Origin of the sequence: Mixta calida (assembly GCF_002953215.1) — a bacterium.
In the GTDB taxonomy this organism is placed as follows: Bacteria; Pseudomonadota; Gammaproteobacteria; order Enterobacterales; family Enterobacteriaceae; genus Mixta; species Mixta calida.
Window position 1 is genome coordinate 2,635,427 of record NZ_CP026378.1, and the last position, 24,619, is coordinate 2,660,045.

General features: G+C 57.1%; 19 protein-coding genes, 1 tRNA gene and 2 pseudogenes. 4 read left to right on the top strand and 18 right to left on the bottom strand.

The genetic code is table 11. The annotated features are described in order from the left end of the window. Positions 1-144: 144 nt before the first annotated feature. The 14 genes and pseudogenes from C2E16_RS12635 to C2E16_RS12695 all read right to left on the bottom strand — a co-directional run bounded on the left by C2E16_RS12635 (position 145) and on the right by C2E16_RS12695 (position 15,985). The gene (locus tag C2E16_RS12635; protein WP_104951524.1) at positions 145-1,812 is read right to left on the bottom strand and encodes a methyl-accepting chemotaxis protein; all 1,668 of its coding nucleotides are present in this window, start codon (positions 1,810-1,812) and stop codon (positions 145-147) included. 169 nt (positions 1,813-1,981) lie between these two features. Beyond that, positions 1,982-3,643: a methyl-accepting chemotaxis protein gene (locus C2E16_RS12640; RefSeq protein WP_038625567.1), complete on the bottom strand. Its 1,662-nt coding sequence runs from the start codon at positions 3,641-3,643 to the stop codon at positions 1,982-1,984. Positions 3,644-4,273: 630 nt separating this feature from the next. Further along, a complete protein-coding gene (gene cheW / locus C2E16_RS12645) occupies positions 4,274-4,771 on the bottom strand; it encodes a chemotaxis protein CheW (RefSeq protein ID WP_038625565.1) in 498 nt (165 codons plus the stop codon). A gap of 24 nt (positions 4,772-4,795) precedes the next feature. Continuing rightward, a complete protein-coding gene (gene cheA, locus C2E16_RS12650) occupies positions 4,796-6,811 on the bottom strand; it encodes a chemotaxis protein CheA (protein WP_174705331.1) in 2,016 nt (671 codons plus the stop codon). An 11-nt stretch (positions 6,812-6,822) separates the two neighbouring features. Then, positions 6,823-7,854, bottom strand: a complete 1,032-nt coding sequence (gene motB, locus C2E16_RS12655) for a flagellar motor protein MotB (RefSeq protein ID WP_084971409.1) — start codon at positions 7,852-7,854, stop codon at positions 6,823-6,825. Beyond that, a complete protein-coding gene (motA, locus tag C2E16_RS12660; RefSeq protein ID WP_038625561.1) occupies positions 7,851-8,735 on the bottom strand; it encodes a flagellar motor stator protein MotA in 885 nt (294 codons plus the stop codon). The genes motB and motA overlap by 4 nt, the downstream gene beginning before the upstream one ends. A gap of 135 nt (positions 8,736-8,870) precedes the next feature. Further along, positions 8,871-9,449, bottom strand: a complete 579-nt coding sequence (gene flhC, locus C2E16_RS12665) for a flagellar transcriptional regulator FlhC (RefSeq protein ID WP_038625560.1) — start codon at positions 9,447-9,449, stop codon at positions 8,871-8,873. After that, positions 9,449-9,796: a flagellar transcriptional regulator FlhD gene (gene flhD, locus C2E16_RS12670; RefSeq protein ID WP_084971407.1), complete on the bottom strand. Its 348-nt coding sequence runs from the start codon at positions 9,794-9,796 to the stop codon at positions 9,449-9,451. The genes flhC and flhD overlap by 1 nt, the downstream gene beginning before the upstream one ends. A 658-nt stretch (positions 9,797-10,454) precedes the next feature. Then, a complete protein-coding gene (locus C2E16_RS20585) occupies positions 10,455-10,670 on the bottom strand; it encodes a hypothetical protein (protein WP_146107481.1) in 216 nt (71 codons plus the stop codon). A 392-nt stretch (positions 10,671-11,062) separates the two neighbouring features. Next, positions 11,063-12,499: an alpha,alpha-trehalose-phosphate synthase gene (gene otsA / locus C2E16_RS12675; protein ID WP_038625558.1), complete on the bottom strand. Its 1,437-nt coding sequence runs from the start codon at positions 12,497-12,499 to the stop codon at positions 11,063-11,065. After that, a pseudogene (otsB, locus tag C2E16_RS12680) lies at positions 12,496-13,289 on the bottom strand (trehalose-phosphatase). Before otsB ends, otsA begins: the two are co-directional and overlap by 4 nt. 344 nt (positions 13,290-13,633) lie before the next feature. After that, complete coding sequence (locus tag C2E16_RS12685) at positions 13,634-14,317, bottom strand: SOS response-associated peptidase family protein (protein ID WP_038625557.1); 684 nt, start codon at positions 14,315-14,317, stop codon at positions 13,634-13,636. 48 nt (positions 14,318-14,365) lie between these two features. Then, positions 14,366-14,900, bottom strand: a pseudogene (locus C2E16_RS12690) (isochorismatase family protein). 128 nt (positions 14,901-15,028) lie between these two features. Then, positions 15,029-15,985 carry a LysR family transcriptional regulator gene (locus C2E16_RS12695; RefSeq protein ID WP_038625553.1) on the bottom strand — a complete coding sequence of 319 codons (957 nt, stop codon included), beginning with the start codon at positions 15,983-15,985 and terminating at the stop codon, positions 15,029-15,031. A 95-nt stretch (positions 15,986-16,080) separates the two neighbouring features. Between C2E16_RS12695 and C2E16_RS12700 the strand changes: the two genes are divergently transcribed. From C2E16_RS12700 to msrA, 3 genes are all read left to right on the top strand, one after another. Continuing rightward, entirely contained in the window at positions 16,081-17,280 is a 1,200-nt protein-coding gene (locus C2E16_RS12700; protein WP_038625551.1) for an MFS transporter, read from the top strand. A gap of 84 nt (positions 17,281-17,364) precedes the next feature. Continuing rightward, the gene (locus C2E16_RS12705) at positions 17,365-17,928 is read left to right on the top strand and encodes a flavin reductase family protein (protein WP_038625548.1); all 564 of its coding nucleotides are present in this window, start codon (positions 17,365-17,367) and stop codon (positions 17,926-17,928) included. Between the two features lie 123 nt (positions 17,929-18,051). Next, positions 18,052-18,591, top strand: a complete 540-nt coding sequence (msrA, locus tag C2E16_RS12710; RefSeq protein WP_038625546.1) for a peptide-methionine (S)-S-oxide reductase MsrA — start codon at positions 18,052-18,054, stop codon at positions 18,589-18,591. Between the two features lie 56 nt (positions 18,592-18,647). On the opposite strand, the gene phoA is transcribed toward msrA, so the two are convergent. Then, positions 18,648-20,057, bottom strand: coding sequence for an alkaline phosphatase (gene phoA / locus C2E16_RS12715; protein WP_038625544.1), 1,410 nt, complete (start codon positions 20,055-20,057; stop codon positions 18,648-18,650). Between the two features lie 230 nt (positions 20,058-20,287). Between phoA and C2E16_RS12720 the strand changes: the two genes are divergently transcribed. Next, positions 20,288-20,375: transfer RNA gene (locus tag C2E16_RS12720), tRNA-Ser, on the top strand. Between the two features lie 453 nt (positions 20,376-20,828). On the opposite strand, the gene phoH is transcribed toward C2E16_RS12720, so the two are convergent. The 3 genes from phoH to efeO all read right to left on the bottom strand — a co-directional run bounded on the left by phoH (position 20,829) and on the right by efeO (position 24,585). Further along, complete coding sequence (gene phoH, locus C2E16_RS12725; protein ID WP_038625542.1) at positions 20,829-21,617, bottom strand: phosphate starvation-inducible protein PhoH; 789 nt, start codon at positions 21,615-21,617, stop codon at positions 20,829-20,831. Positions 21,618-22,180: 563 nt separating this feature from the next. Beyond that, positions 22,181-23,458: an iron uptake transporter deferrochelatase/peroxidase subunit gene (gene efeB, locus C2E16_RS12730; RefSeq protein WP_084971405.1), complete on the bottom strand. Its 1,278-nt coding sequence runs from the start codon at positions 23,456-23,458 to the stop codon at positions 22,181-22,183. 5 nt (positions 23,459-23,463) lie between these two features. Next, the gene (gene efeO / locus C2E16_RS12735; RefSeq protein WP_084971403.1) at positions 23,464-24,585 is read right to left on the bottom strand and encodes an iron uptake system protein EfeO; all 1,122 of its coding nucleotides are present in this window, start codon (positions 24,583-24,585) and stop codon (positions 23,464-23,466) included. Positions 24,586-24,619: the final 34 nt, after the last annotated feature.

The following is a 24,619-nucleotide window of genomic DNA, read 5'->3' on the forward strand; positions in this document are numbered from 1 at the left end:
GGCAGGATCTTTATCCTTATCTGCAATTAACTGCGGCGCGCTACGCGCCGTCAGGCAAATTTTCAGATGGAAAAAGCGAAACCGGACGCCGTCGGGCGACGACGTCCGGTTTTTACGTTAAATATCAGCGACGCGTGTGACGGATCAGAACGTTTCCCAGTTGTTATCCGCAGCGGCAGGCGCAGCGCTGGGCTTCAGCGCGGCAGGCTTGCTGAGCACAGGCGTCTTCAGCGCTGCCGGATGACCAACCTGCCCCTGACGCACTTTAAACACCGATACGGCCTGGCTGAGGCGGCTCGCCTGCTCTTCCAGCGCGGCGGCGGCCGAGGCGGACTCTTCCACCAGCGCGGCGTTCTGCTGCGTCACGCGATCCATCTCGGTCACCGCCAGGCCCACCTGGTCGATGCCGCGGCTCTGCTCGTCCGACGCCGAGGCGATTTCGCCCATGATGTCGGTGACGCGGGTGACCGCGCTGACGATGTCGCTCATGGTTTCGCCCGCGGTGCCGACCAGCGCAGAGCCGGTATCGACACGCGCCACAGAATCTTCAATCAGCGACTTAATCTCTTTCGCCGCCTGAGCGCTGCGCTGCGCCAGATTGCGCACCTCGCCCGCCACCACCGCGAAGCCACGGCCCTGTTCACCGGCGCGCGCCGCTTCCACCGCCGCGTTCAGCGCCAGGATGTTGGTCTGGAAGGCGATGCCGTCGATCACGCTGATGATATCGGCAATCTTTTTCGAGCTGCCCGCGATCTCGCTCATGGTTTTCACCACGCCGTCCACGACCTTGCCGCCCTTCTGCGCGGTTTCGGAGGCGCTCAGCGCCAGCTGCGACGCCTGACGGGCGTTTTCAGCGTTCTGTTTCACCGTGGCGGTCAGTTCTTCCATGCTGGCGGCGGTCTCTTCCAGCGAGGCGGCCTGCTGCTCGGTGCGCGAGGAGAGATCGTTGCTGCCGGCGGTGATTTCGCTGGCGCCGGTGTAGATGGCGTCGGAACCGTCGCGCACGTCGCTGACGGTGCGCACCAGCTCCTGCTGCATGTTTTTCAGGCTTTCCGCCAGCAGGCTCATTTCATTGCGGCCTTCTACCTCGATTGGCTGCGTCAGGTCGCCTGCGGCGATCGCCTGAATATGCTGCATTATGGTCTGTAGCGGCTTCAGCAGAATGCGTTGCAGGCCGAACCAGCACAGTACAATCACGGCCAGCACCAGCGTCATTACCGTGCCCAGGATCCAGAGCATGGTGTTAAAGGCGCGCTCGTTTTCCGCCAGTCCCTGCGCGGACAGCACCGCCTGCGCGCTACGCCATTCGGTATAGACCGCCTGCGCGTCATTTTGCTTCTGTTCGATGTTCTGTTTGAACATCGCCTCCAGCTGTTTTGCCGCCAGCATATCGGTCATATCGCTCAGGCTTTTCGCCAGCGCGCTGTACTTCTCTTCCATCCGCTGCGACAGGTTATCGTCCAGACCCGGCGTGTTAGGCATGCCTTTATAGTCGCGGTAGTGCTTATCCGCTTCCGCCAGCTGGTTACGACTCTGCTGCACCAGGCTATCCAGCCCGCCGCCGTTGATATTGCCCGCCATATCGCTTTGCAGACGCAGCATGCCGCGGTTAAGCGTAATGCGCACCTGGTTGAGGCCGATCCATGCATCGGTGAGCGCGGCAATGTTTTGACTCGACGTTTGCGAGACGTTGAAATTGGTTTTGTCTTTATTCAGCGCCTGGAAAAACAGCCCGCCCGAAAGCAGCTGCATCGCGCCGAAAATAACCAGCACCACAATCAGGCTGGTTACGACTTTGATTCGCTTTAACATACTTACCCCTGGTATTTAGAAATAAAGTCACTACCAGAACGTTATCGGCAAGATGACGTCAACGTTTACCGTTGGAAGGGTAAAATCAGCGGAAATAGCGGGATTTAAAGCAGAGAAGGCCATGCCGACCGCAGACGGCATGGCCAGAACAGAGAAGGACAAAACGCGATTAGAAGGTCACCCAGTTATCCTCAGCGGCGGTCTCTTTTTCCTGCGCGGCGCCCGGCTTGAGCGTCAGCGCGGGTCTGACCTGCGGTTCGCGAACCGTTTCTTCCCCGGCGGGCAGGTTAAATACCGCAACCGCTTTACCGAGGCGGCTTGCCTGCTCCTCCAGCGCGGCGGCGGCGGCGGCGGAGGCCTCTACCAGCGAGGCGTTCTGCTGCGTCACGCCGTCCATTTCCGTCACCGCCTGGCCGACCTGCTCAATGCCGCGGCTCTGTTCATCGGAGGCAGCGGCGATTTCGCCCATGATATCGGTCACGCGATTAACCGCGCTGACTATCTCGCTCATGGTTTCACCGGCGGTGCCTACCAGTACCGAGCCGGTATCAACGCAGCTGACTGACGCGACAATCAGATCCTTAATCTCTTTTGCCGCCTGGGCGCTGCGCTGCGCCAGGCTGCGCACTTCGCCCGCCACCACCGCGAAACCGCGGCCCTGTTCACCGGCGCGCGCCGCTTCCACCGCCGCGTTCAGCGCCAGGATATTGGTCTGGAAGGCGATGCCGTCGATTACGCTGATGATGTCGGCGATTTTCTTCGAGCTGTCGGCGATTTCGCTCATGGTTTTCACCACGCCGTCTACCACCTTGCCGCCGCGCTGCGCAGTTTCCGAGGCGCTCAGCGCCAGCTGCGAGGCCTGACGGGCGTTATCGGCATTCTGTTTCACCGTCGCGGTCAGCTCTTCCATGCTGGCGGCGGTCTCTTCCAGCGAGGCGGCCTGCTGCTCGGTGCGTGAGGCGAGATCGCCGCTGTCGAGAGAAATTTTGCTGGCGCTGGTGTAAATGACATCCGCCCCGCTGCGCACGTCGCGCACGGTGCGCGCCAGCGACTGCTGCATATCGCGCAGGCTTTCTGCCAGCTGGCCCATTTCGTTGCGGCCATGGATTTCGATTGTCGTCGTCAGGTCGCCATCGGTAATGCGGTTAATATGCGCCATCGCATTGTTCAGCGGACGCAGCAGAATGCGCTGCAACAGGATCCACATTCCGCCCAGCACGATGGCGATCAATACCAGCATCATGATCGCCACGCCGAGCGACTCGTTATAATTTTCCTGGCTCTCGATCAAACCTTGTTTAGCTCTCTCCCGGTTACTGGCCAGCCAGCTGTTGTAGGCCTGTTCATACGCATCCTGATAACGCTGCGTCGGCTGCGCGATGGCCGCCTGCAGATCGCGCCTGGCGAGAAACCCATGTAATTCCTGTAGCTTTTCATGCAGCGCCTTGTAGCTTTCAGTGAGTGCGATGCGGTCCGATTCATGGCCATCCAGCGGCTTCAATTTCTGGAAGTTGGCGAAATTGGCGTCCGCTTTCGCCAGATACTGTGTTGCCAGCGCCAGCAGCTGATCGGCTTCTGTATCGTTGTGATTCTCCGTGGTAAACAGGCTGATACGCAACGAAGCGCGATTCAGCGAGCTGCGCGTTTGCAGCAGATTACCCCACAGCGCGTGCAGCTGACCACGGCGTGCGCTGTCCATTTGCTCTGTTTCAATATTGCTCCGGCTTTCCCGCACTGCCTTAAAATAGAGTCCATTTGTAGACAGCTGCATAATGCCCAATACGGCCAGTATCATGAATAATACTGTCACTATCTTCATATTCTTAAACATATAAGTCCCTTATTGTTTACCGCATACCGGCAATGTTCGCAGGCGGGCTGGCGTAGCAGAAAAAAGCGTAGCGCTGGTTAATTTATCTACTCGCACAGCGTTCATTGCCTTACACCGCCTGTTTATCGGCTATTATTAAACCGCTTTTGCCGTCAGATAATTCACACCGACACTATTTTAATTCTTCGGCTCTTTAGAAAAAAACATAAATATTTTACGAGTTAAATAAATAAACCTTTGATTTTTATGAATAATTAATAAGACATCTTTGATGGGAAAATAGTGAGGAATGAGCAAATACAGGCCGTTTATAAGCTTAATAAATAGCAGACAGAAATGTGGCTTATTAGCGACTTTACGATATCGTTAATTTATGCTTCCTCCCTTTTATATAGGCGCCTTTTACATCCTTGTTTATATTTTGTTAGAAAGCATTCCATAAAAAGAGCGTGCAATTTCCTGTTTTTACATATCAGAAATGTTATTCCATCACGCTTAACACGCATGAAAGGGGCAAACGCTGGCAACGTCCCTTTTACAGAGCGGCGTGCGTAACGCTGGCAATAAAAAAGGGCGACTGACGTCGCCCTTTTTTGCTCTCTTGCGGACGTATCCGCGAAGCGCACCTGCTTACGCGCTGCGCAGCGTATCCATCAGCGCCATCTCCTCGCTGCTCAGCAGCTTTTCGATGTCAACCAGGATTAACATACGATCGCCCAGCGCACCCAGACCGGTCAGGTATTCCGTCGACATGGTCACGGCAAATTCCGGCGAAGGACGGATCTGATCGGCGGTCAGCGACAGCACGTCAGAGACGCCGTCCACCACGATACCAACGACGCGCTGCACCAGATTCAGCACGATCACCACGGTGTTATCGTTATATTCCACGCCCGGCTGCGCGAATTTAATGCGCAGGTCGATAATCGGCACGATCACGCCGCGCAGGTTGGTGACGCCTTTAATAAAGGCTGGCGTATTGGCGATGCGGGTCACCTGATCGTAACCGCGGATCTCCTGCACCTTAAGAATATCGATGCCATATTCTTCGTCCCCGAGGGTGAACACCAGAAACTCTTGTCCGACGGTTTCACCGGCCAGTTTCGTTACATTTGCCATTCCAGTCATAGCTTTGCCCTTAATTGGTTACGATTACGCGGCGCCGGCCACGCGCTTCTCACGGTTTAAAGATTGCAGTGCCGATACATCGACAATCAGCGCCACGCTGCCATCGCCGAGGATGGTGGCGGCGGAAATACCCGGCACTTTGCGATAGTTGCTTTCGAGGTTTTTTACGACAACCTGATGCTGACCAATCAGCTGATCAACCAGCAACGCATAGCGTTTTCCGGCGCTTTGCAATATCACCACGATGCCCTGGGTCGCTTCGGTTTTCGCGCCCTGAACATCAAAGACGTTCCACAGTTCCACCAGCGGCAGGTATTCGCCGCGCACTTCCAGCACGCACTCGCCGCCCGCCAGCGGTTTCAAATCTTCCGCACGCGGCTGAAGAGATTCCATTACCGCGTTCAGCGGCAGAATAAAGACTTCTTCCGCTACGCGCACCGACATGCCGTCGAGGATCGCCAGCGTCAGCGGCAGCAGGATACGGATAGTCGTGCCTTTGCCCTGCTTCGAAGCGATTTCAACGTGGCCGCCCATCTCCTGAATGTTTCGCTTCACCACGTCCATGCCGACGCCACGGCCCGACACGTCGGTCACCTGCTCGGCGGTAGAGAAGCCCGGCGCGAAAATCAGCATGCCGACCTCTTCGTCGCTCATCGCGTCGCTGACCGGCAGGCCGGATGAAAGCGCCTTCGCCAGAATACGCTCGCGGTTAAGCCCGGCGCCGTCGTCAATCACTTCGATACAGATATTGCCGCCCTGATGCTCTGCGGAGAGCGTCAGGTTGCCCACCGCACTTTTCCCAGCGGCGAGACGTTTTTCCGGCGACTCGATGCCGTGATCGAGGCTGTTGCGCACCAGGTGCGTCAGCGGATCGATAATGCGTTCAATCAGGCTCTTGTCGAGCTCGGTAGAGCTGCCCAGCAGCGTCAGTTCAACTTCTTTGCCCAGTTTGCTGGCGAGATCGCGCACCAGACGCGGGAAGCGGCTGAAGACGTACTCCATCGGCATCATACGGATCGACATCACCGATTCCTGCAGATCGCGCGCGTTGCGCTCCAGCTGCCCCATGCTGTTTAGCAGATCGCCGTGGGCGACCGGGTCAAGCGCGCCGGAACGCTGCGCCAGCATCGACTGGGTAATCACCAGTTCGCCGACCAGGTTGATCAGCTGATCGACCTTCTCAACCGCAACGCGAATGCTGCTCGATTCGCTGGTTTTCGCCGGGGCGACTTTCTTCGGCTCGCGTTTCGCCACGGGGGCCAGTTCGGTGACGTTCGCAGGCGTCGCCGCGATCTCCGCTTCCGCCATGGTGGTCGCCACGGGCGCCGGCTCGGCCGCCACCGGTTCAGCCGCGACGGGCTGCGCCGCGCCCGCTTCCGGGAAGCTGATCTGCGACTCGTCGATCACAAAGCAGAGCACAGCGACCAGATCGTCTTTGGCGACAGAGGAATCGAGCGTCGCTTCGAGGCTGTTTTCGCCTTTGATCACGTCGCTAACCGTGCCGAGGTTGCCCAGCTCCTCCAGCAGCAGCGCCACTTCGTTCGGCTTCAGCGCGCTCAGTTTCAGACGCAGGCCGGTGGCCGCAGGCGCGGCGGCTGGCTCAGCGGCGGCGGGCGCGGCGGCAAGGGTTTTCACCGGCGCGATCGTTTCGCCTTTCGCTTCTAACGCCAGTTGACGCAGCGCTTCGCAGATATATTTGAAGCTGTCGGCGTCAGGCTCCTGGCCCGCCTTATAGGCATCGAGCTGTTCCTGCATAATATCTTTGGTTTCCAAAAACAGGTTGATGATGTCAGTGCTGAGCTGCATTTCGCCCCGGCGCGCACCGTCCAGAATGTTTTCCAGAATATGTGTGGTTTCCTGCAAAACCACGAAGCCGAAGGTGCCAGCTCCGCCTTTAATGGAATGAGCCGCCCGGAAAATGGCGTTAAGCTGTTCCGAATCGGGCTCCTGCGGGTCTAAACCCAGCAGGTGTTGCTCCATGTCCGCTAACAGTTCGTCAGCTTCATCGAAGAATGTCTGATAAAAATCGCTGATATCCATGCTCACGGTTATCACCTCTGCTGTGAGTCGCCCCCAGGCTGCGGCGTGCTGACGGGAGCCGGCGCGACTTGCGTCACCGGCGGCTCCTGACTGACCGACGCGGCCTGCGAGGGTTGATGATCTGGGGTTATCGCCGCGTCAGACGGCTGAGCCGGCGCGGTAATTTGTTTAATGCTCTGCGGATCGCTCAGCTGCGTCGCGTCGCTTTCGGCATTCTCTTTTTCGATTTGCGCCTGCGTGTCGTGATTCAGCACCAGCAGACTGATGCGACGGTTGACCGCCTCATCGCCGCCGCGATTTTTCAGCTTCATGGTGTCGGACATGCCCACCACGCGCAGCATTTTGCTGCCATCGAGCCCCCCGGCCACCAGCTCACGACGTGAGGCGTTGGCGCGGTCGGCCGACAGTTCCCAGTTGCTGTATCCACGGTCGCCCGTCGCATACTGAAAATCGTCGGTATGGCCTGCAAGACTGATTTTGTTCGGCAGATCGTTCAGTATCGGCGCGATAGCGCGCAGAATGTCGCGCATATAGGGCTCAACCTGGGCGCTGCCGGTTTTAAACATTGGCCGGTTCTGGCTGTCGATAATCTGAATGCGCAGCCCCTCTTCCACCATATTGATGATCAGGTGCGGCCGCAGCGTTTTCAGCCGCGGGTCGGACTCAATCAGTTGATCGAGGCGTTCGCGCAGGCGGTTAAGACGAATCTCTTCCAGCTTGCGCTTCTCGGCGTCCAGATCGACATGCTTCTGCACTTCGCCATCCTTGCGGGTCGGGTCATCGCCGCCGCCAGGAATCGGGCTTTCACTGTCGCTGCTGCGCTGACCGCCAGACAACGCCACCTTCAGCGGCGTCTGGAAATATTCCGCGATCTGCGTCAGCTGCTTCGGGTTAGCGACCGAGATCAACCACATCACCATGAAAAACGCCATCATCGCGGTCATAAAGTCGGCGTAGGCGATTTTCCAGGAGCCGTGACCACCCTCATGTTTTTTATGCTTGCGCTTTTTTACGACAATAATGGGGTGATTTTGGTTATTCATGCGTCCTGGCCCGAAGTCTGTTTACCGGCTTTCGCGTTGCGTACATGCTCCTCCAGTTCGGTGAACGACGGACGCTCGGTGGAGTACAGGGTCTTACGGCCGAACTCCACGGCGATCTGCGGCGCATAGCCGTTCAGACTGGACAGCAGCGTAACCTTAATGCACTGCATCATCTTGGTGTTCTCCGCGCATTTCTGACGCAGCACCGACGCCAGCGGCGAGATGAAGCCGTAAGCCAGCAGGATGCCGAGGAAGGTGCCCACCATCGCATGAGCGATCAGTTCGCCCAGTTCTGCCGCCGGACGATCCGCCGAGGCCAGCGTGTGCACTACGCCCATCACCGCCGCCACGATGCCGAACGCGGGCAGCGAATCGCCCATGGCGCCGATACTTTGCGCGGGTACGTCGCACTCATGCTCGTAGGTTTCGATCTCTTCATCCATCAGCGCTTCGATTTCAAAAGCGTTCATATTGCCGCTGACCATTAACCGCATATAGTCGGTGATAAAATCCACCAACTTGTTATCGGACAAAATGCGCGGGTAATTAGCGAAAATTTCACTTTCTTTAGGATTTTCAATATCGCGTTCCAGCGACATCATGCCCTGCTGGCGCGATTTGGCCATCAGGCGATAAAGTAGCGCCATCAGATCCATATAAACCGCTTTATTATATTTAGAACCGCGGAACAGCAGCGGGAGCGCTTTTAACGTCGCCTTAATCGCTTTGCCGCTATTTCCGACAATAAAAGCGCCAATGCCGGCCCCGCCGATAATGACCAGTTCCGAAGGTTGATAAAGCGCGCCCAGGTGACCGCCGACCATCATATAGCCGCCTAACACCGAGCCAACAACGAGGATATAACCTAAAAGTACCAGCACAATAAATCCTTACGTCAGTAACGTGTTGGTGGAAGTTAAGCCAGAAAGCCGCAGGCGTTATTCAACAATGTGGAGGCAAAAAAAAAGCAGCGGTTAAAAACCGCTGCTGGATGTCATTCCACAATGCGAACAAACTTAAACAGCGTGTTTAACCTGTTCATCCAGCAGTTGTGAATGGTTATCGGCAACCTCTGCTGAAAGTTTACGTCTTTTTACCGCACGCGATGGCGGCTGGCACAGGCTGCAGGCAAAGCTGCCCGCCGGTTGATGCGCATGGTTGATAAAGCTTCCGCCGCAGCATTTGCAGTCGGAAAGTTCCAGCATGCCGCTTTCAACAAAACGCACCAACGTCCAGGCTCGCGTCAGGCCCAGCAGCGGGCCTTCATCCGACTGCGGACACTGCTCAAGATAGAGACGATACGCTTTGATGACCGCATCGACGCCACGGGTCAGTTTGCTTTTCAGCAGAAACTGCCAGGCGTTGCAGAACATCGACGCGTGAATATTCTGTTCCCACGTCATAAACCAGTCGGTTGAGAACGGCAGCATGCCTTTCGGCGGCGGGCTGCCGCGCAGTTCTTTATAGAGCTTAATTAAGCGGCCACGGCTGAGCTGTGTTTCGCTTTCCAGCATTTGTAAACGCGCGCCGAGCGTGATCAGTTCCATTGCGAGCTGAATATCGCGCGCTTCCTGAACAATACTTTTTTCGCTCATTATACCGCCCTCTTTTTCGGCGCTTCGTCTTTAGCAGCGTCGCGTAATAAACGACTGGATAATAAAATACCGGTGTGGATCTGCTGTAAATCGTCCACACGCGATTCCTGCGTCAGGCGGTTAATAATATTGTGGTCGTTGAAACGGAATTGACATACCAGCTGGTTGGTCTCAGCTAATTTAACCATCTCCGGCAGCGTTAACTGCGACAGCGCATCCGCCATTGCTTCATCGATGCCGAGGCGAAACATTGCAGAAGCTTTTTCCTGGTTAATTAAACGTTGTGCAAGCAGCAAATATGACAAATTAATATCGTAAATATGTTTTAATAATTCGGATGTACCCATTCTTTTCCCATCCTGACTAACACTACTTTTAACTGTGCGGAATGGTTACCGCATTCTTGGTTGCTGGCTGGTAAATCTAAAGATGGCAAAAAAGCAGAGGCGGAAGCCAAACGTTTTCTGAACTTGTCTCACATCCCACCGGGATCCTGAATCAGTAATAGTCATAACTCCAGGCCATGCATTACTTGAGTTCTAATCATCTTCCGTGACGTTCGCTTACAGTTTTTTTAAGATTATTCCGAAAGCAGTGCAAATGTATCCGCTCTGATTTCTACATACAACGAGCGGCAGGTAAAATTTTAGATAAAGTGTGATCCAGATCACACTTTTAAGGCAAATCAGCCTAAAAAATCCATCAGTAACGCTTGTGAATAGTGCAGAACGCAACCAATAAAGCCACTTTTTGCTAAATTTTTATCTTAAATTTAACATCTTCGTTTCAAAAGCTCGCTTTTTATCCGATTAGGGGCTGCCTGCTGGTGAAATGCGTGTTACCTGACATTAATATCTGCCAATTTTTGTAAGTGCAGCATTTAACACTGGTTTGACCGCATTAAAGTCGTCGCCATATTAATCACTTAGCGGAATCGTTTCGAACGAGGATGATTATCCAACGGAGAGAATTTGCTTGCCTTGAGGTCGTTTTAACAACGGTTCGTTAACAGTGAAGCGTAAGTGTATAGAGGGCATCAGCAGGTGTAACAAGCTGTGACATAAGGGATATGAATGTTTTGATGAAAGTACGGAACCGTACCCGATTACTATCGGCAATACCGCGCCATACTTTACCGTTCGCGGTCGCATTTCCTGAAAAAGCGCGCCGAAAGCGCAAAAAATAGCCAGATATCGCCTCTGCGCCTTTTTTTTTCTTCATTTCATTAATAAGAGAAAGCGCAGCATTTTCTGCCAGCTTTTCCGCTTCTCTACAGACTGTTCGCGCACGCTAATCTGGCGTGGCGCTAAGCCGTCTGTACGGCCGTTCGGCGCACGCTTACCATTTCCCCGTTGCGCCTGCGCCGCCGGAGATCCCGTCCGCTGCTCCTGTTATGACATAAACTACTGTCGGCCTTTTCGTCCTGCCGCCAGCGGCAGCGCAAGACAAAAGCGCAAACAGAGAAAAACAGCGAGGCGAAGAGAGGAAAGTAACGTGATAAAAAGCAGAAGGTGAAACAGGCAGAGAAATCGGGAAGCGGCAATAAAGAAGGAAAGAAAGCGCAGCGGAGCGATTACCGCATCAACGTCCTGTCGATGCGTTCGTTAAATCAATCAGGCGAGCCGGGAAAAGTTCGCCACGTTATTGTCCGCCGCATCCTGCTCGGTGCGCGGCGTAATCGCGCGCAGATCGCGCAGGAAGCTTTCCCGCCAGTGACTAATGTCGTTTTTACGCAGGATTTCCATCATGTCGTTATAGCGAGAGATGCGCTCCGTACGCGACATGGTCAGCGCCTTATCCAGCGCCGCCGCCACTTCATCGCGATCGTAAGGGTTGACGATCAGCGCGGAGGTCAGCTCGTTGGCCGCCCCGGCAAAGCGCGACAGCACCAGTACGCCAGGATCCTCAGGGTCCTGCGCCGCGACATACTCTTTCGCCACCAGGTTCATGCCGTCGCGCAGCGGCGTGATCAGCGCCACGTCGGTGAGACGGAAAATTTTCATCAGCAAACGGCGGTCGAAGTGCTGATTGAGGTAGTACAGCGGCGTCCAGCCCAAGGTGCCATATTTGCCGTTGATGCGTCCGGCCTCCGTCTCCAGCTGATGACGGATATCCTGATAGGCCTGCACGTCGCCGCGCGAGGTCGGCGCGATCTGCGAATAGCGGATTTTGCCGCGATGCTGCGGATAGTTCTCCAGCAGCGCTTCATAGGCAAGGAAGCGTTCCGGCAATCCTTTAGAGTAGTCGAGACGTTCGCAGGCGATAATGTTTTTCGCGTCGCCCAGCTCGCGCTTCATGGCGGCCATCTTCGGCGGCAGCGGGCCTTCGGCCATCTCTTTAATGCTGTCCGGCTCGATGCCGATCGGATAGACCTCCGTCGAGAAGGTGTGTCCGAAAGCGCGATGCTGTTTCGGCCCTTTCTGCTGAACCTGTGTCAGCAGCGACAGGCTTTCCAGGAACGCCTGACGATCGTTTTCGGTCTGGAAACCGAGCAGATCGTAGTCGCACAACATCTCCAGCAGTTCGTTATGCGGCGGCAGCGCGTTAAAAATTTCTGGCGTAGGGAATGGAATATGCAGGAAGAAACCAATGCGGTTTTTTACCCCGCGTTTGCGCAGCTCGGCGGCAAACGGCAACAGATGATAATCATGAATCCATAAAATATCGTCCGGCTCAATCAGCGGCAGCAGGCGTTCCGCCAGCAGCTCGTTGACATGGCAGTAGCCGTCCCAGGCTTCGCGCTGAAACTGCACTAAATCGAGACGATAATGGAATGCGGGCCAGATGACCGTGTTGGAGAACTGACAGTAATAGAGATCGTAGTCATTCTGATTCAGCGGGAAAGACGCGTAAGTGATGCCTTCATGCTTAACGATATCGACGTCTTCATTATCTTCTTCACCAATGGCGCTGATGTCGCCATTCCAGCCGAACCAGAGTCCCCCTGTCGTTTTCAGGGCATCCAGAATGCCGACTGCCAAACCACCTGCGCTGGCCCTGGAACCATCTGGTACAGCGATACGGTTAGATACGACCACTAAGCGACTCATAACCTTGACTCCTTACCGACGTTGTCTTGTCTTGCTCTAATTGTAATTTGATCTGCTCCAGCCAGGCGTGAACCTCATTAACGCCTTTCAGGCGATAACGGGCCTGGCTTGAGCCTTCACCTACCTTGACGGAAATACCCTGCAGCGCGTTGACCGCAAGAAATCCTTTTTCATCCGTCAGGTCGTCACCAATAAATACCGGAATACGACCGGCAAAAGGCGCTTCTCCCATAAAAGTCTGAATTGCCGCTCCTTTGTCCACGCCCTGTGGTTTGATCTCCACGACGCATTTACCGGGCTGCAGCGCCAGCGTCGGAAAGCGTTCAACCAGCGAATAAGCCAGCTGCATCACTTCATCTTCATACTGCACGGCGCGGCGATAATGCAGCGCAAACGCCATGCCTTTGGTTTCCAACTGCGTACCCGGCCACTTCGCCATGGCGGTATGCAGCGCCGCGCTCAGCTCCTGCCCCATGGAAGCGGGCAGAGAAACGCGGTGCAGCTCGCCGTCTGCGCCACGCCGTTCAGCGCCATGTACGCCAGCCGCCGGCGCGCGCAGCGGCGCGGCCAGCATATCCAGCTCGTGAATGGGTCGACCTGAGACCAGCGCCAGCGCGCCGTTGCTTAAGGTATAGAGCGACTGGAGCGTCTGCCGCACCGGCTCAGGGATAAAAGCTTCATCCGGGCGTGACTGAATAGCAGCCAGCGTGCCATCCACATCGAAAAAGAATGCGTAGAGGCCGCCGCTCAGGGAGGGTAGTTGTTCATTGTTTGCTGCTACAGGTGTCACACTCTTCCTCCTGTTCTGGTCAATAACCGCTGACGCTGCCTGGCTTCCCGCACAGGTAAAATCGTCAACGTAAAAGAACGGTTTGATGCAGCGGAAGGATGCGGTTGAGGGCAGATTTACAGCGTTGCTGAATGAGATGAGTAGCAAAATGCCGGATATCGAACGATGGCGACTCTCTCGCGGGTTGACCTGTTGTTTGGTCCGCCCTGAGCCGACTGCCCATCTCGCATCACTTCTGGCGAACATCGTAACAAACCAGTATAGACGCGAATCTGACGTTCGCCAGGCGTGCGCGCATTTTCAGAACAGACTGAATTTTACAAAAAAAGCTCGCTTTTTTCGTTTCAGCATAGCGGGTCGTCAATCGGCTCCACCAGCTCCGGCTGCTGATGGTGCGGGCTGCCTACCGCCCTGCTCACCGGATGCCAGCGAAACTGCTGCGGATCCATCGCCGCCTGCTGGCTCAGCGTCACCGCGCGCTCAGGCGAGGTGGCGGGATCGAGCCATTCGACGACCGCATCTGCTTCCAGCATCAGCGGACGCCGATCGTGCAGATCGACCATACCGCGATCGCTGGCGGCAGTGACAATCACAAACCCCTCTTTCTCCTGCGCGCGCGCATAAGGCGCATGACCGATCGCCGCGAAAAACAGCGGCTGACGCTGGCGCTGATAGATATAGTAAGGCTGCTTTTTATCGCCCTCGCGCTTCCATTCATACCAGCCGTCCGCCATGACCACCGCGCGGCCATGCTGCCAGAGCGGACGAAACATTTTACTTTCGGCGGCGGTTTCCACCCGCGCGTTGATTAGCGGCGCCTTATGCCACCAGGCGGGGCCGTAGCCCCAGAAAACCGGATCGAGATGCAGCGCGTCGTCACGGTGGTTCAGCAGCAGCACATTGCTGCCGGGCGCGACGTTATAGCGCCCTATCGGCTGTTCATCCCAGGCGATGGCGCGCTCCGCCTGGCCGTCGAGCATCGACAGCCAAACTTCACGCGATTGAATTTGGGTAAAGCGTCCGCACATAGCGCCTCCTTAATACCTGAGAGTATAGAAGGCGCGGCGCGAAACGCGTCAGGCGGCGGTGCGCCAGCGCTGAACAATTTCGGCGGTGGGCGCCACATAAAGGCGGTTGCCGGGCAGGATCAGATTCGCCCAGACTTCATTGTGCTGTTCGATAAGCTGCTGCGCCGTGCCCCAGCGCCGGTCGGCGGTTGTATGCGCATCCGACGCCACGCTGATGGCGTAGCCCTTGCTGCCGCCGACTTTAATCGTGGTGTCGACGCAGTAGTCGGTGGCGCAGCCGCAGATCACAAAGCCGTTGGCGTTAATTAAGTTGTTGCAGCACCGCATCCAGCCCGGTATTCCAGAAGCTGTCGCAGGCCTGCTTATTAATATAGAAGGCGCCAGGCGGCTGTTGCAGCTCCGGCAGGATTTGCCAGGCCTCATTGCCCGGCTGCATATCCGCATCTTCATGCTGAATAAAAATGGTGTGATCGGCGGCGGCAATCAGCTGATTAATACTGGCGACGCGCCCTGCCCGATCGAAACGCGGCGTAGTGAACACGCCATTTTGCATATCGACCACAATAACGATACGTGCGGACATAAAGCATTCTCAGAAAGAAAAGGAGTTCTTATCTTTAGCGATGCTGAAGGTCAGGGTCAATCCCTGCACGGGGCCCGCTTGCAAATTTGCGGCGCGCAGCGTCAGGAATGCTGGCTCCCCTGAATATATCAAGGCGCCGGGCGCGGCTGACGGCTGGGCGGCTGTGTCCCGGTAATGCGCGGCATCACCTCACGCATCAATGCAATAAACTGGCGCAGGCGCGCCGGATAGTAGCTGGCATAAGGATAAAGCAGCCAGACCGGCAACGGCGGCGCCTGCCAGCCGGGCGTCAGTTGCTGCAAGCGTCCCGCCTGCAAATCCTCTTTCACCACCCAGGCGGAAACCATCGCCGCGCCCAGGCCATCCAGCGCGGCGCGGCGCACCGCATAGAGGCTGTCGCTGCTCAGGCGCGGCACGATCGGGAACTGGAAATGTTCCCCGCTGCGCGCGTCGTTCAGGATCACTTCATTGCTGTAGAAGATGCTCAACGCCAGCCAGGGCAGCCGGGCGAGCTCGTTGACCTGCCGCACCGGCGGAAACTGCGCCAGCAGTGCAGGCGCGGCGACCACGATGCGCGGCACTTCGGCCAGCAGGATCGCCACCACCGACGGATCGGTGACGTCGCCGACATGGATCGCACAGTCGATGCCTTCCGCAATAAAATCGGGCGTCGGATCGTTAAGCGTCCACTCGATGCGGGTGCGGGGATAACGCCGCAGATAATCGCCCAGCGGCGCGATAAGCTGATCCTGACCGAAAGCGTGCGGCGCGCGCACTCTTAACACGCCGACCGGCTCATCGCTGACCGCATGCAGATCGTCCTCCAGCAGCAGCCACTGCTCCGTCAGGCGACGCGCGTGTTGATAGCAGCGTTCGCCATCGTCGGTCAGCTTCATGGTGTGGGTGGTGCGCTGGATTAAACGCGCGCCAAGCAGCTGTTCCAGCGTGCGCAGACGCCGGCTGACGGTGGGCTGACTGGTCTGCATCTGTTGGGCGGCGGCTGACAAACTGCCGCTTTCGACAATGCGTACAAAGGTATGCAGCAGCGTTATACGGTCTGTGCTAATTGCATTTAGCGCGTTCATACGCGCTACGTATAACAATTTTACCCCGACGATGGCTACCCTTCACGGCGGCGAAAGCGAAAAATAGCCCTACTTTCGCTTTCGGAGCTACCGCCATGTCAACGTTACTCACATCCGCACCCGCCGCTGAAGCCAGCGGACTTAGCCGCCGCTCGCAGTTTCTGCTGGCCAGCGGCGCCGGTCTCAGCGTCGCCTCTATTTATTACAGTCAGCCGATGCTCGGCATCATGGGCGGCAGCTTTCACGCCAGCATCGCTGATACCGGCCTGGTGCCGACGTTGACGCAGCTGGGCTACGCGCTGGGCATCCTGTTTCTGACGCCGCTGGGCGATCGTTACGATCGTCGCCATATTATTCTGCTGAAGGGGCTGCTGCTGACGCTGACGCTGCTGTTGTGCAGCGTTACCGGCACCTTCAGCATGCTGCTGCTGACCAGCCTGGCGATGGGCCTGGCGGCGACCGTGGCGCAGGACATTATTCCGGCAGCGGCGGCGCTCGCCAGCGAACAGCAGCGTGGCAAAACGGTCGGCACGGTGATGACCGGGCTGCTGGCCGGCATTCTGCTGTCGCGCGTGGTCAGCGGCGCGGTCGCCGACTGGTTCGGCTGGCGCAGCCTCTATGCCGGCGCTGCGCTGGGCGTGCTGCTGATCACCTTCGCAATCTGGCGGGCGCTGCCGCGCTTTACGCCGGGGTCGCAGCTCTCTTACTTCGCGCTGCTGCGCTCGCTGGGTCAGCTCTGGCTGCGCTACCCTTCTCTGCGCCGCGCGGCGTTGGCGCAGGGGCTGCTGTCGGTGGCTTTCAGCGCTTTCTGGTCGACGCTGGCGCTGATGCTGGCGGAGCGCTACCACCTCGGCAGCGCCACCGCTGGCGCCTTTGGCCTGGCGGGCGCTGCGGGCGCGCTGGCCGCGCCGGTCGCGGGCGCTATCGCCGATCGTCATGGCCCGAATCAGGTGACGCGCATCGGCGCGGCGCTGGTAACCCTCTCCTTCGCCCTGATGTTTATTATGCCGCTGCTGTCGCCGCCAGCGCAGCTGACCGTGATTGTTATTAGCGCCATCGGCTTCGATTTAGGATTGCAGGCGACGCTGATCGCGCATCAGACGCTGATTTACAGTCTGGACCCGGCCGCCCGCAGCCGTCTCAACGCGGTGATGTTCACGGTGGTGTTTATCGGTATGGCCAGCGGCGCGGCGCTTGGCAGCCATGCGCTGGCGCTGGCGGGCTGGAGCGGCGTGGTCGCCCTCGCTACGCTCGCGGCGGCGGGCGGCCTCGCCATTCGCCTTACCAGCCGTTAAGCCCGATTGCCTGCCGCGGCGGCTGGTGCGGATGACGCCAGCCGCTACACTGAGATAAGCGTCTCTTTCACCTGCGGAGGCATTATGACGACGTACAACAAACAGAACTTTCCAGTCGAGAAAGTGCGTAAATATCTGGAGCCGGGGCCGGTAGCGCTGGTGACATCGCAATGGGAAAACCAAACGGACATCATGACGCTCGGCTGGCACACCATTCTTGAGTTTTCGCCCTCGCTGCTGGGCTGCATGATCGCCAGCATGAACCTTAGCCACGAACTGATCCGCAACAGCGGCGAATGCGTGATTAATATTCCCACCGTCGACCTGATCGATCGGGTGGTGGCGATCGGCAACAGTCATGGCGATGAGATCGATAAGTTCGCCGTCAATCAGCTTACGGCGCAGCCCGGCAGCGTGGTGAAAGCGCCGCTGATCGACGAGTGCTTCGCCAGCTTTGAATGTCGTCTGCATGACGGCGCGCTGGTGGATACCTACAACTTCTTTATTTTCGAAGTGGTCAAGGCGCATGTGGATCCCGCCCTGACGCTACCGGAAACGCTGCACTACACCGGCGAAGGGCTGTTTCGCGTGATGAGCGACCGACTGCTTGATCGGCACCAAAACTTTAAGCCCGAAATGCTGATTTAACATGAAAGATTTTCCAGTTGGCTGCTTTGCTAAACAGAAAGAGCGGCGCGATTTGCCCGTTAACAGTCTGTTATGCGAGGATGAAAGGCTAAGCGTCAGGACCTAATCTGGAGAAGTAAAAGAATGGCAATTGAATATGCGGTAATTGCGGGTGGCTGTTTCTGGTGTACGGAAGCGGTATTCAAAGATGTTATCGGCGTGGAATCGGTAGAAAGCGGCTATACCGGCGGCAATCGCCCTAACCCGACCTATGAACAGGTATGCAGCGGCGCGACCGGCCATGCTGAAGCGATCCGCATCGGCTTCGACCCGGAGAAAGTCAGCTATGGCGATCTGCTGGATATCAGTTTCGCCACGCACGATCCGACCCAGCTGAACCGCCAGGGCAACGATATCGGCACGCAGTACCGTTCAGCCATCTTCCCGGCCAACGCTGAACAGGAAGCGGAAGCCAAAGCGGCGATCGCGCGTGCGCAGGAGGATCACAACGACCCGATCGTGACCACTATCGAGCCGCTGAAGGAATTTTACCCGGCGGAGGCTTACCACCAGGATTACTGGGAAGGCGCGGGCCAGCGAAACGGCTACTGCATGGCGGTGATCCCGCCGAAGCTGCAAAAGCTGCGTAAGAGTTTTGCGAACCGCGTGAAGTCCTCTTCATAAGCCGCTTTGCGGCGGCAGAGAAATAAGGCGAGCCTGGCTCGCCTTTTTTACGCTTTTTATTTGTTCAGGCCCAGCGCATCGCGCAGGGTGAAGAACAGATCGGTCTGATCGGTCAGGCCGCTGACATTTGCCGCATGGGGGCCATAGGCGGCGATGCGCAACTGCGTGCCGGTATGCTCCTGTGATTCCCCTTCAGAGTTGCCGTAGCTGACGGTCATCACCGCGTTATCTTTGGTATTCAGCGCCTGCGTCAGGCCCGGCGCTTTGGTGCCGTTTTCGACGATCTGGCTGGAGTGCGCATGGTCGGCGGTGACGATCACCAGCGTATTGCCATCCTTGCGCGCGAAGTCGAGCGCCTTTTGCACCGCCTCATCCAGGTCGACCGTTTCACCAATCTGACCGCACGGGTTGGCGGCGTGATCCTGTTTATCGATCGAGGCGCCTTCAACCTGCAGGAAGAAGCCCTGCGGATTTTTACTGAGCAAGCTGATGGCCTTATCGGTCATCTGCGCCAGCGTCGGGGTGCTGGCGGAGCGCTCCGGGTTGACGGCGCAGGTCACGGGGGGCTTATCGATATTGCCATGATAGCTCGCTTTCGGTCCCTGCCAGCGCACCGGCATATTGCCGTCGCTGAACAAGCCCAGCAGCGGGTGCTGCTGGTTCGCTTCGGTGACCGCCTGTAGGCCGTTCAGGTCGCTTACCAGCCGGTAGCCGCGCGCTTCCGCCTGCTCGCGCAGAGTTTTGCCCTGATAGTCGCCTGCTTTCGCCACCTCGTTAAAGGTTTTCGCGCCGCCGCCCAGTGTCACATCGGCACGGGTCACCAATAGCTGTTCCGCGATCGATCCCCTGCCGCCCTTTTCCAGCGCGTTGCTGGCGCAAAGTTCGCTGGTTTTCTCCGGGCCATAGCATTTACGCGAGGTGACGTGCGAAATCTGCGCCGCCGGTGTGGCGTCCTCTAACTCGGCGGTGGACACGTTGCCGGTCGCTTTGCCGGCGGCTTTGGCCATTTCCAGCAGCGTCATCTGATCTTTGCCGTTCACATCCACACCCAGCGCGCCGTTATACGTTTTGACGCCGGTGGACCAGGCGGTGGCCGAAGCGGCGGAATCGGTGACATAGCTCGGCTTGCGCGTCTTTTTATCGAGGGAGTAATGGGTGTACTGACCGGTCACCGGCAGCGCGTCGATGCCTTTGAAGAAGCCGCCTGCGCCCATAGCGTAGTTGCGCGCCAGGGTAATTTCCGAATCGCCCATACCGTCGCCGATAAGCAGGATGACGTTTTTCGCCCCGGCATCGCTCAACGCGGCTTTCAGCGCGTCAGTTTGATCGCCGTTAAAACGGCGCGCGCCGCCGGGCTGGGTAATATCGCCCAGCGCCGCGCGCGTGATGGTCGCCATTTCCGCTGCGGCGCTGCCGCACCCCAGCATCGCCAGTAACGAGACCGCAAATAAAGGCTGCTTTTTCATCCATTTAATCCTTGTTAACGTCGCTATTTCAATTTATGTAAAGAAGTGTGCGACAGCGAGGTGATCCTTTTTTTACGTTCGGGTTGCGTTTTTATGACACACTGGCGCGGCGTCAAGTGGTTACGCCTTAACCGGGCGTAACAAAAGAGAAAAATAGTGCTTGACCCTGTCAGGTCAACTCCCTATAGTAGCGCCCCGTTGCCACCCTGAGCGGTGGCGACAGACAATATGGTGAGGTGTCCGAGTGGCTGAAGGAGCACGCCTGGAAAGTGTGTATACGGCAACGTATCGGGGGTTCGAATCCCCCCCTCACCGCCATTATTTCACGAGAAAGCCTGAGCGAACGTTCAGGCTTTTTTGTATGCATACAGCACCCACGAGGGGGGTGATGAGAACCCCGCCGGGTTCGACAACCGGCGCAGCCGGTTGGACAGCCGCAGGCTGCCCGAAGGGCGAGCGCGTCAGCGCGAGTCAATCCCCCCTCACCGCCATTATTTCACGAGAAAGCCTGAGCGAACGTTCAGGCTTTTTTGTATGCATACAGCACCCACGAGGGGGGTGATGAGAACCCCCGCCGGGTTCGACAACCGACGCAGCCGGTTGGACAGCCGCAGGCTGCCCGCAGAGCGAGCGCGTCAGCGCGAGTCAATCCCCCCTCACCGCCATTATTTCACGAGAAAGCCTGAGCGAACGTTCAGGCTTTTTTATTTGTATAGCGCATAAAAAAGCCCGAACTTGCGTTCGGGCTTGGGCTACAGACTACTCACTCAATCAACCATACGCGTGTAGCGCGCGCTGACAGAGCGCGGAGCGCACGCAATCCTCTTTCCCAAACCGCACCACGCCCACCATTTCATCTTCGACGAAGCGATCGAGCGCGTCGGCCAGTCCTGACGTTACGCCGGCAGGCAAATCGCACTGCGTAATGTCGCCGTTCACAATCACCGTGACGTTTTCACCCAGGCGGGTTAAAAACATCTTCATCTGCGCAGCGGTGACGTTTTGCGCCTCATCAAGGATCACCACGGCATTTTCGAAAGTGCGGCCGCGCATATAGGCGAAAGGCGCGATTTCCACCTTGCCGATTTCGGGACGCAGGCAATATTGCATAAAGGAAGAGCCAAGACGTTTAACCAGAACGTCGTAGACCGGGCGGAAATACGGGGCGAATTTTTCCGAGATGTCGCCGGGCAAAAAGCCCAGGTCTTCATCCGCCTGTAACACCGGTCGGGTGACGATGATTCTGTCCACATCCTTATGAATCAGAGCCTCTGCCGCTTTGGCAGCGCTGATCCAGGTTTTACCGCATCCGGCTTCGCCGGTAGCAAAGATCAGCTGTTTTGTCTCTATGGCGTTAAGATAGTGCGCCTGAGCATCATTTCGGGCCTCAATCGGCGCACGATCGCGTGAATCACACGCCATGCCGATCGCATCCAGCCCACCCATTTGCACCAGCGAGGTGACCGATTCTTCTTCACGCTGACGATGGCTGCGTGAGTCGCTCCGTAGCACACGACGTGCTTCACGACGCGCTTTGATCACTGCTTTCTGTCTTCCCATAGTGGCACCTTACAGTTGGTTTCATTTCCCGCACCGGAGGGTCTCTGGCGCGATTACGTGAACGCTTTAGAGGTTGGCTTCCTTCAGAGCCTTACGAGCCGTTGATGAACAAGCGCACGCCGTCGGCCTGCGCCAGACTGGGTTCAGGGAGTGTGTTGAGCAATGGAGATTAAAGAAAGTGAGAAATAACCGAGAGAAAGATATGCTCTCGCGAAAAATAGTGCGATGTTTTTTATTAGCAACGGGTTGTCCAATACAGGACGTTTCCATTCGCATTCTCCATCGTGGCAACTGAACTACAGATGACCGCTATACATAAAGTGCAACAGATTCGCGTAAATTTGCAACATCAATTTTAACCGAATGGATAAAAAAACATCACATGCGTAATCACCGAAACGCAGCGGCAAGATTAACCCTTTTAAAACAATAGCTTATACAAGTAAAATAAAGCGAGAATAATTCAGAAAGTTCTCAGGGGAAATAAGAACAGAGCGCCACATGCTGCGGCTGTATAAAAAATCGCCTCCCGTCCTTTATAAAGGGACCGGAGGCTGAGTTAATCAGGCCTGAAATAATGACTGTGCCAGATATTGCTGTTTATTCGCCACGCCGGGCAGGACAAAGAAATAGCCGCCGCCCACCGGTTTAATATATTCCTCCAGCGCTTCGCCGTTAAGCCGGTTCTGTACGGTTAAAAAGCCTTTTTCTAAATCATGCTGGTAGCAAACAAACAGCAGCCCCATATCGAGCTGCCCGGAGGCGGTAACGCCAGCGGAATAGCTGTAGCCGCGTCGCAGCATCAGGCTGCTTTGCGTCTCCGGCGTGCGCGGGTTGGCCAGACGAATATGCGCATCCAGCGGGATCACTTTGCCTTCGGGGTCCTGACGGTAATCCGGCTCGTCATGCTCATGCTTCATGCCCAGCGGCGCCCCGCTCAGCTTTTCGCGGCCGAAAATCGCCTGCTGCTCGCCCAGCGGCGTGCGATCCCAGAATTCGACGCGGAACTGGATAATGCGCACCGCCTGATAGCTGCCGCCCACGGTCCAGGCGGGCTCCTGCTGATCCGGCGTCACCCACAGCACCGCATCCATCAGCGTCTGGTTGGCCGCATCGGGATTAGCGGTGCCATCTTTGAAACCGAGCAGGTTAATCGGCGTCTCTTTACCTTTGCTGCGCGCCGCATGGTTTGAAATAAAACCTTCACGTCGCCAGCGTACGCTAAGGGAGTCGGGCGTATGTTTGATAATATCGCGCAGCGCGTGGATAACGGTGTCGGGGGTATTGGCGCAGATCTGCAACAGCAGATCGCCGTGGCAAACGTTGGCGTCCAGCGCGTCATTGGGAAAACGCGTCATGGTTTGCAGCTTCGTCGGCTTCAGCGCCGCCAGGCCGTAGCGCTCATCAAACAGCGACGCGCCGACCGAAACGGTGATGGTGAGATTATCCGGCCAGATATGCTCGCCCAGAATACCTGAATCCAGCGGCGGCAGCTGCGGATTGCTGACCAGCGGCGCCTCGCCGCCTTGGGTAAGAAAGGCGATGCGCTCGGTCAGCAGCTGGAACAGCTGCGTCAGGCCCTCCTTGTCGTCGACCAGCACGTCAAAGGCCACCAGCATCATCGCCGCCTGCTGCGGCGTGGTGACGCCCGCCTGATGCGCGCCGTAAAATGGCTGCCGTTCTTCCCTTGCCGACGGGGAAACCGCCCCCGGCGAGAAGCTTTCCACCGCCGCGCCGCTGACTGGACAGCCACTGCCGACCGCCGCCGCCCCGCTTAATAAGCCGAGGCCTTTTAACAGGCGACGCCGTGAAGGCATCGCCGCGTCTGACTGCTTCTTCATCCCGCTTAATCCAGTCCCAGCGTACCGCGCAGCAGCGCCAGATCTTCCGCCAGCGCCGTGACCGGGCCTTTCAGCCGGTTACGATCGGTGAGAGTCAGCTTCTCGTAAGAGGCAAAGCCCTCCCCGACGCGGTATTTGCTCAGTATCGCATCCACTTTCTTAAAGTTGCCGTCCACCTTGCTCAGCAGCTGCGGATTGGCTTTTTCCAGCTGCGGACGCAGCAGGTTAACGATTTTTTGCGCGCCGTCGACATTGGCCTGGAAATCCCACAGGTCGGTGCGGCTGTAGCGCTCCTCCTCGCCGGAAATTTTACTGGCCGCCACTTCTTCAATCAGATCGGCCGCGCCGCCCACTACTTTGCCCGGCGGGAAAGCGAGTTCGCTGATGCGTTTTTGCAGCTCCAGCGTATCTTCATAAAGCCGATCGGCGTACTGCGCCATACCTTCGGCGCTGCGATCGCCAAACAGCGTTTTCTCCAGACGGTGGAAGCCGGTGAACTTCGGATCTTGCGCTTTCTGCTCGTAATCATCTTCACGCGCGTCGATGCTGCCGTCCAGGTCGGCAAACAGCTCGGCGATCGGTTCGATACGCTCATAGTGCTGGCGCGTCGGCGCATAGAGCGACTGCGCTTTCGCCAGGTCGCCCGCTTTTACCGCGTCGGTAAAGGCTTTGGTGCCGCTGACCAGTTGCGCTACCTCGCCCATTACCCAGGTTTTATACGCGGCGACCGGCTCGCTCAGCTGCATCAGCGACGACGATGCGCCAGTCTGCTGCGCGGCGTCGGACGCTTTGACGATCAGCTTGCCTTTCGGATTGCTGAGCAGGCCGCAGGTCATCTCATATTCGCCCGGCTCCAGGTTGGCCGTCAGCTTTTGCGTAAAGCCCGGCGCGATATTTTCGCGCTCCTCCACCACCATCACGCCTTTCAGGATTTCCCACTCCAGGCCTTTCTGGCTGTTATTGCGGATAATAAACTGCGTTTTCCCGGCGTTGACGGTCAGCGACATCGGCTCACACTGTTTATCGTTAACGCTGACGTTAACCTGCGGCACATCAGCGGCATCGGCGGTGGCGGCAAAAGCCAGCATGCAGGCCAGCACAATTTTACGACGAGTGAAAATGGTCATTGAATGAGTCCCTGTTAAAGTAATAAACCGTTGC

Bases quoted from the DNA above. Each gene is read 5' to 3' on its own strand.
- C2E16_RS12635 (WP_104951524.1), bottom strand. From the start codon at position 1,812: ATGTTAAAGCGAATCAAAGTCGTAACCAGCCTGATTGTGGTGCTGGTT.
- C2E16_RS12640 (WP_038625567.1), bottom strand. From the start codon at position 3,643: ATGTTTAAGAATATGAAGATAGTGACAGTATTATTCATGATACTGGCC.
- cheW (WP_038625565.1), bottom strand. From the start codon at position 4,771: ATGACTGGAATGGCAAATGTAACGAAACTGGCCGGTGAAACCGTCGGA.
- cheA (WP_174705331.1), bottom strand. From the start codon at position 6,811: ATGGATATCAGCGATTTTTATCAGACATTCTTCGATGAAGCTGACGAA.
- motB (WP_084971409.1), bottom strand. From the start codon at position 7,854: ATGAATAACCAAAATCACCCCATTATTGTCGTAAAAAAGCGCAAGCAT.
- flhC (WP_038625560.1), bottom strand. From the start codon at position 9,449: ATGAGCGAAAAAAGTATTGTTCAGGAAGCGCGCGATATTCAGCTCGCA.
- flhD (WP_084971407.1), bottom strand. From the start codon at position 9,796: ATGGGTACATCCGAATTATTAAAACATATTTACGATATTAATTTGTCA.
- C2E16_RS20585 (WP_146107481.1), bottom strand. From the start codon at position 10,670: ATGAAGAAAAAAAAAGGCGCAGAGGCGATATCTGGCTATTTTTTGCGC.
- otsA (WP_038625558.1), bottom strand. From the start codon at position 12,499: ATGAGTCGCTTAGTGGTCGTATCTAACCGTATCGCTGTACCAGATGGT.
- C2E16_RS12685 (WP_038625557.1), bottom strand. From the start codon at position 14,317: ATGTGCGGACGCTTTACCCAAATTCAATCGCGTGAAGTTTGGCTGTCG.
- C2E16_RS12695 (WP_038625553.1), bottom strand. From the start codon at position 15,985: ATGAACGCGCTAAATGCAATTAGCACAGACCGTATAACGCTGCTGCAT.
- C2E16_RS12700 (WP_038625551.1), top strand. From the start codon at position 16,081: ATGTCAACGTTACTCACATCCGCACCCGCCGCTGAAGCCAGCGGACTT.
- C2E16_RS12705 (WP_038625548.1), top strand. From the start codon at position 17,365: ATGACGACGTACAACAAACAGAACTTTCCAGTCGAGAAAGTGCGTAAA.
- msrA (WP_038625546.1), top strand. From the start codon at position 18,052: ATGGCAATTGAATATGCGGTAATTGCGGGTGGCTGTTTCTGGTGTACG.
- phoA (WP_038625544.1), bottom strand. From the start codon at position 20,057: ATGAAAAAGCAGCCTTTATTTGCGGTCTCGTTACTGGCGATGCTGGGG.
- phoH (WP_038625542.1), bottom strand. From the start codon at position 21,617: ATGGGAAGACAGAAAGCAGTGATCAAAGCGCGTCGTGAAGCACGTCGT.
- efeB (WP_084971405.1), bottom strand. From the start codon at position 23,458: ATGAAGAAGCAGTCAGACGCGGCGATGCCTTCACGGCGTCGCCTGTTA.
- efeO (WP_084971403.1), bottom strand. From the start codon at position 24,585: ATGACCATTTTCACTCGTCGTAAAATTGTGCTGGCCTGCATGCTGGCT.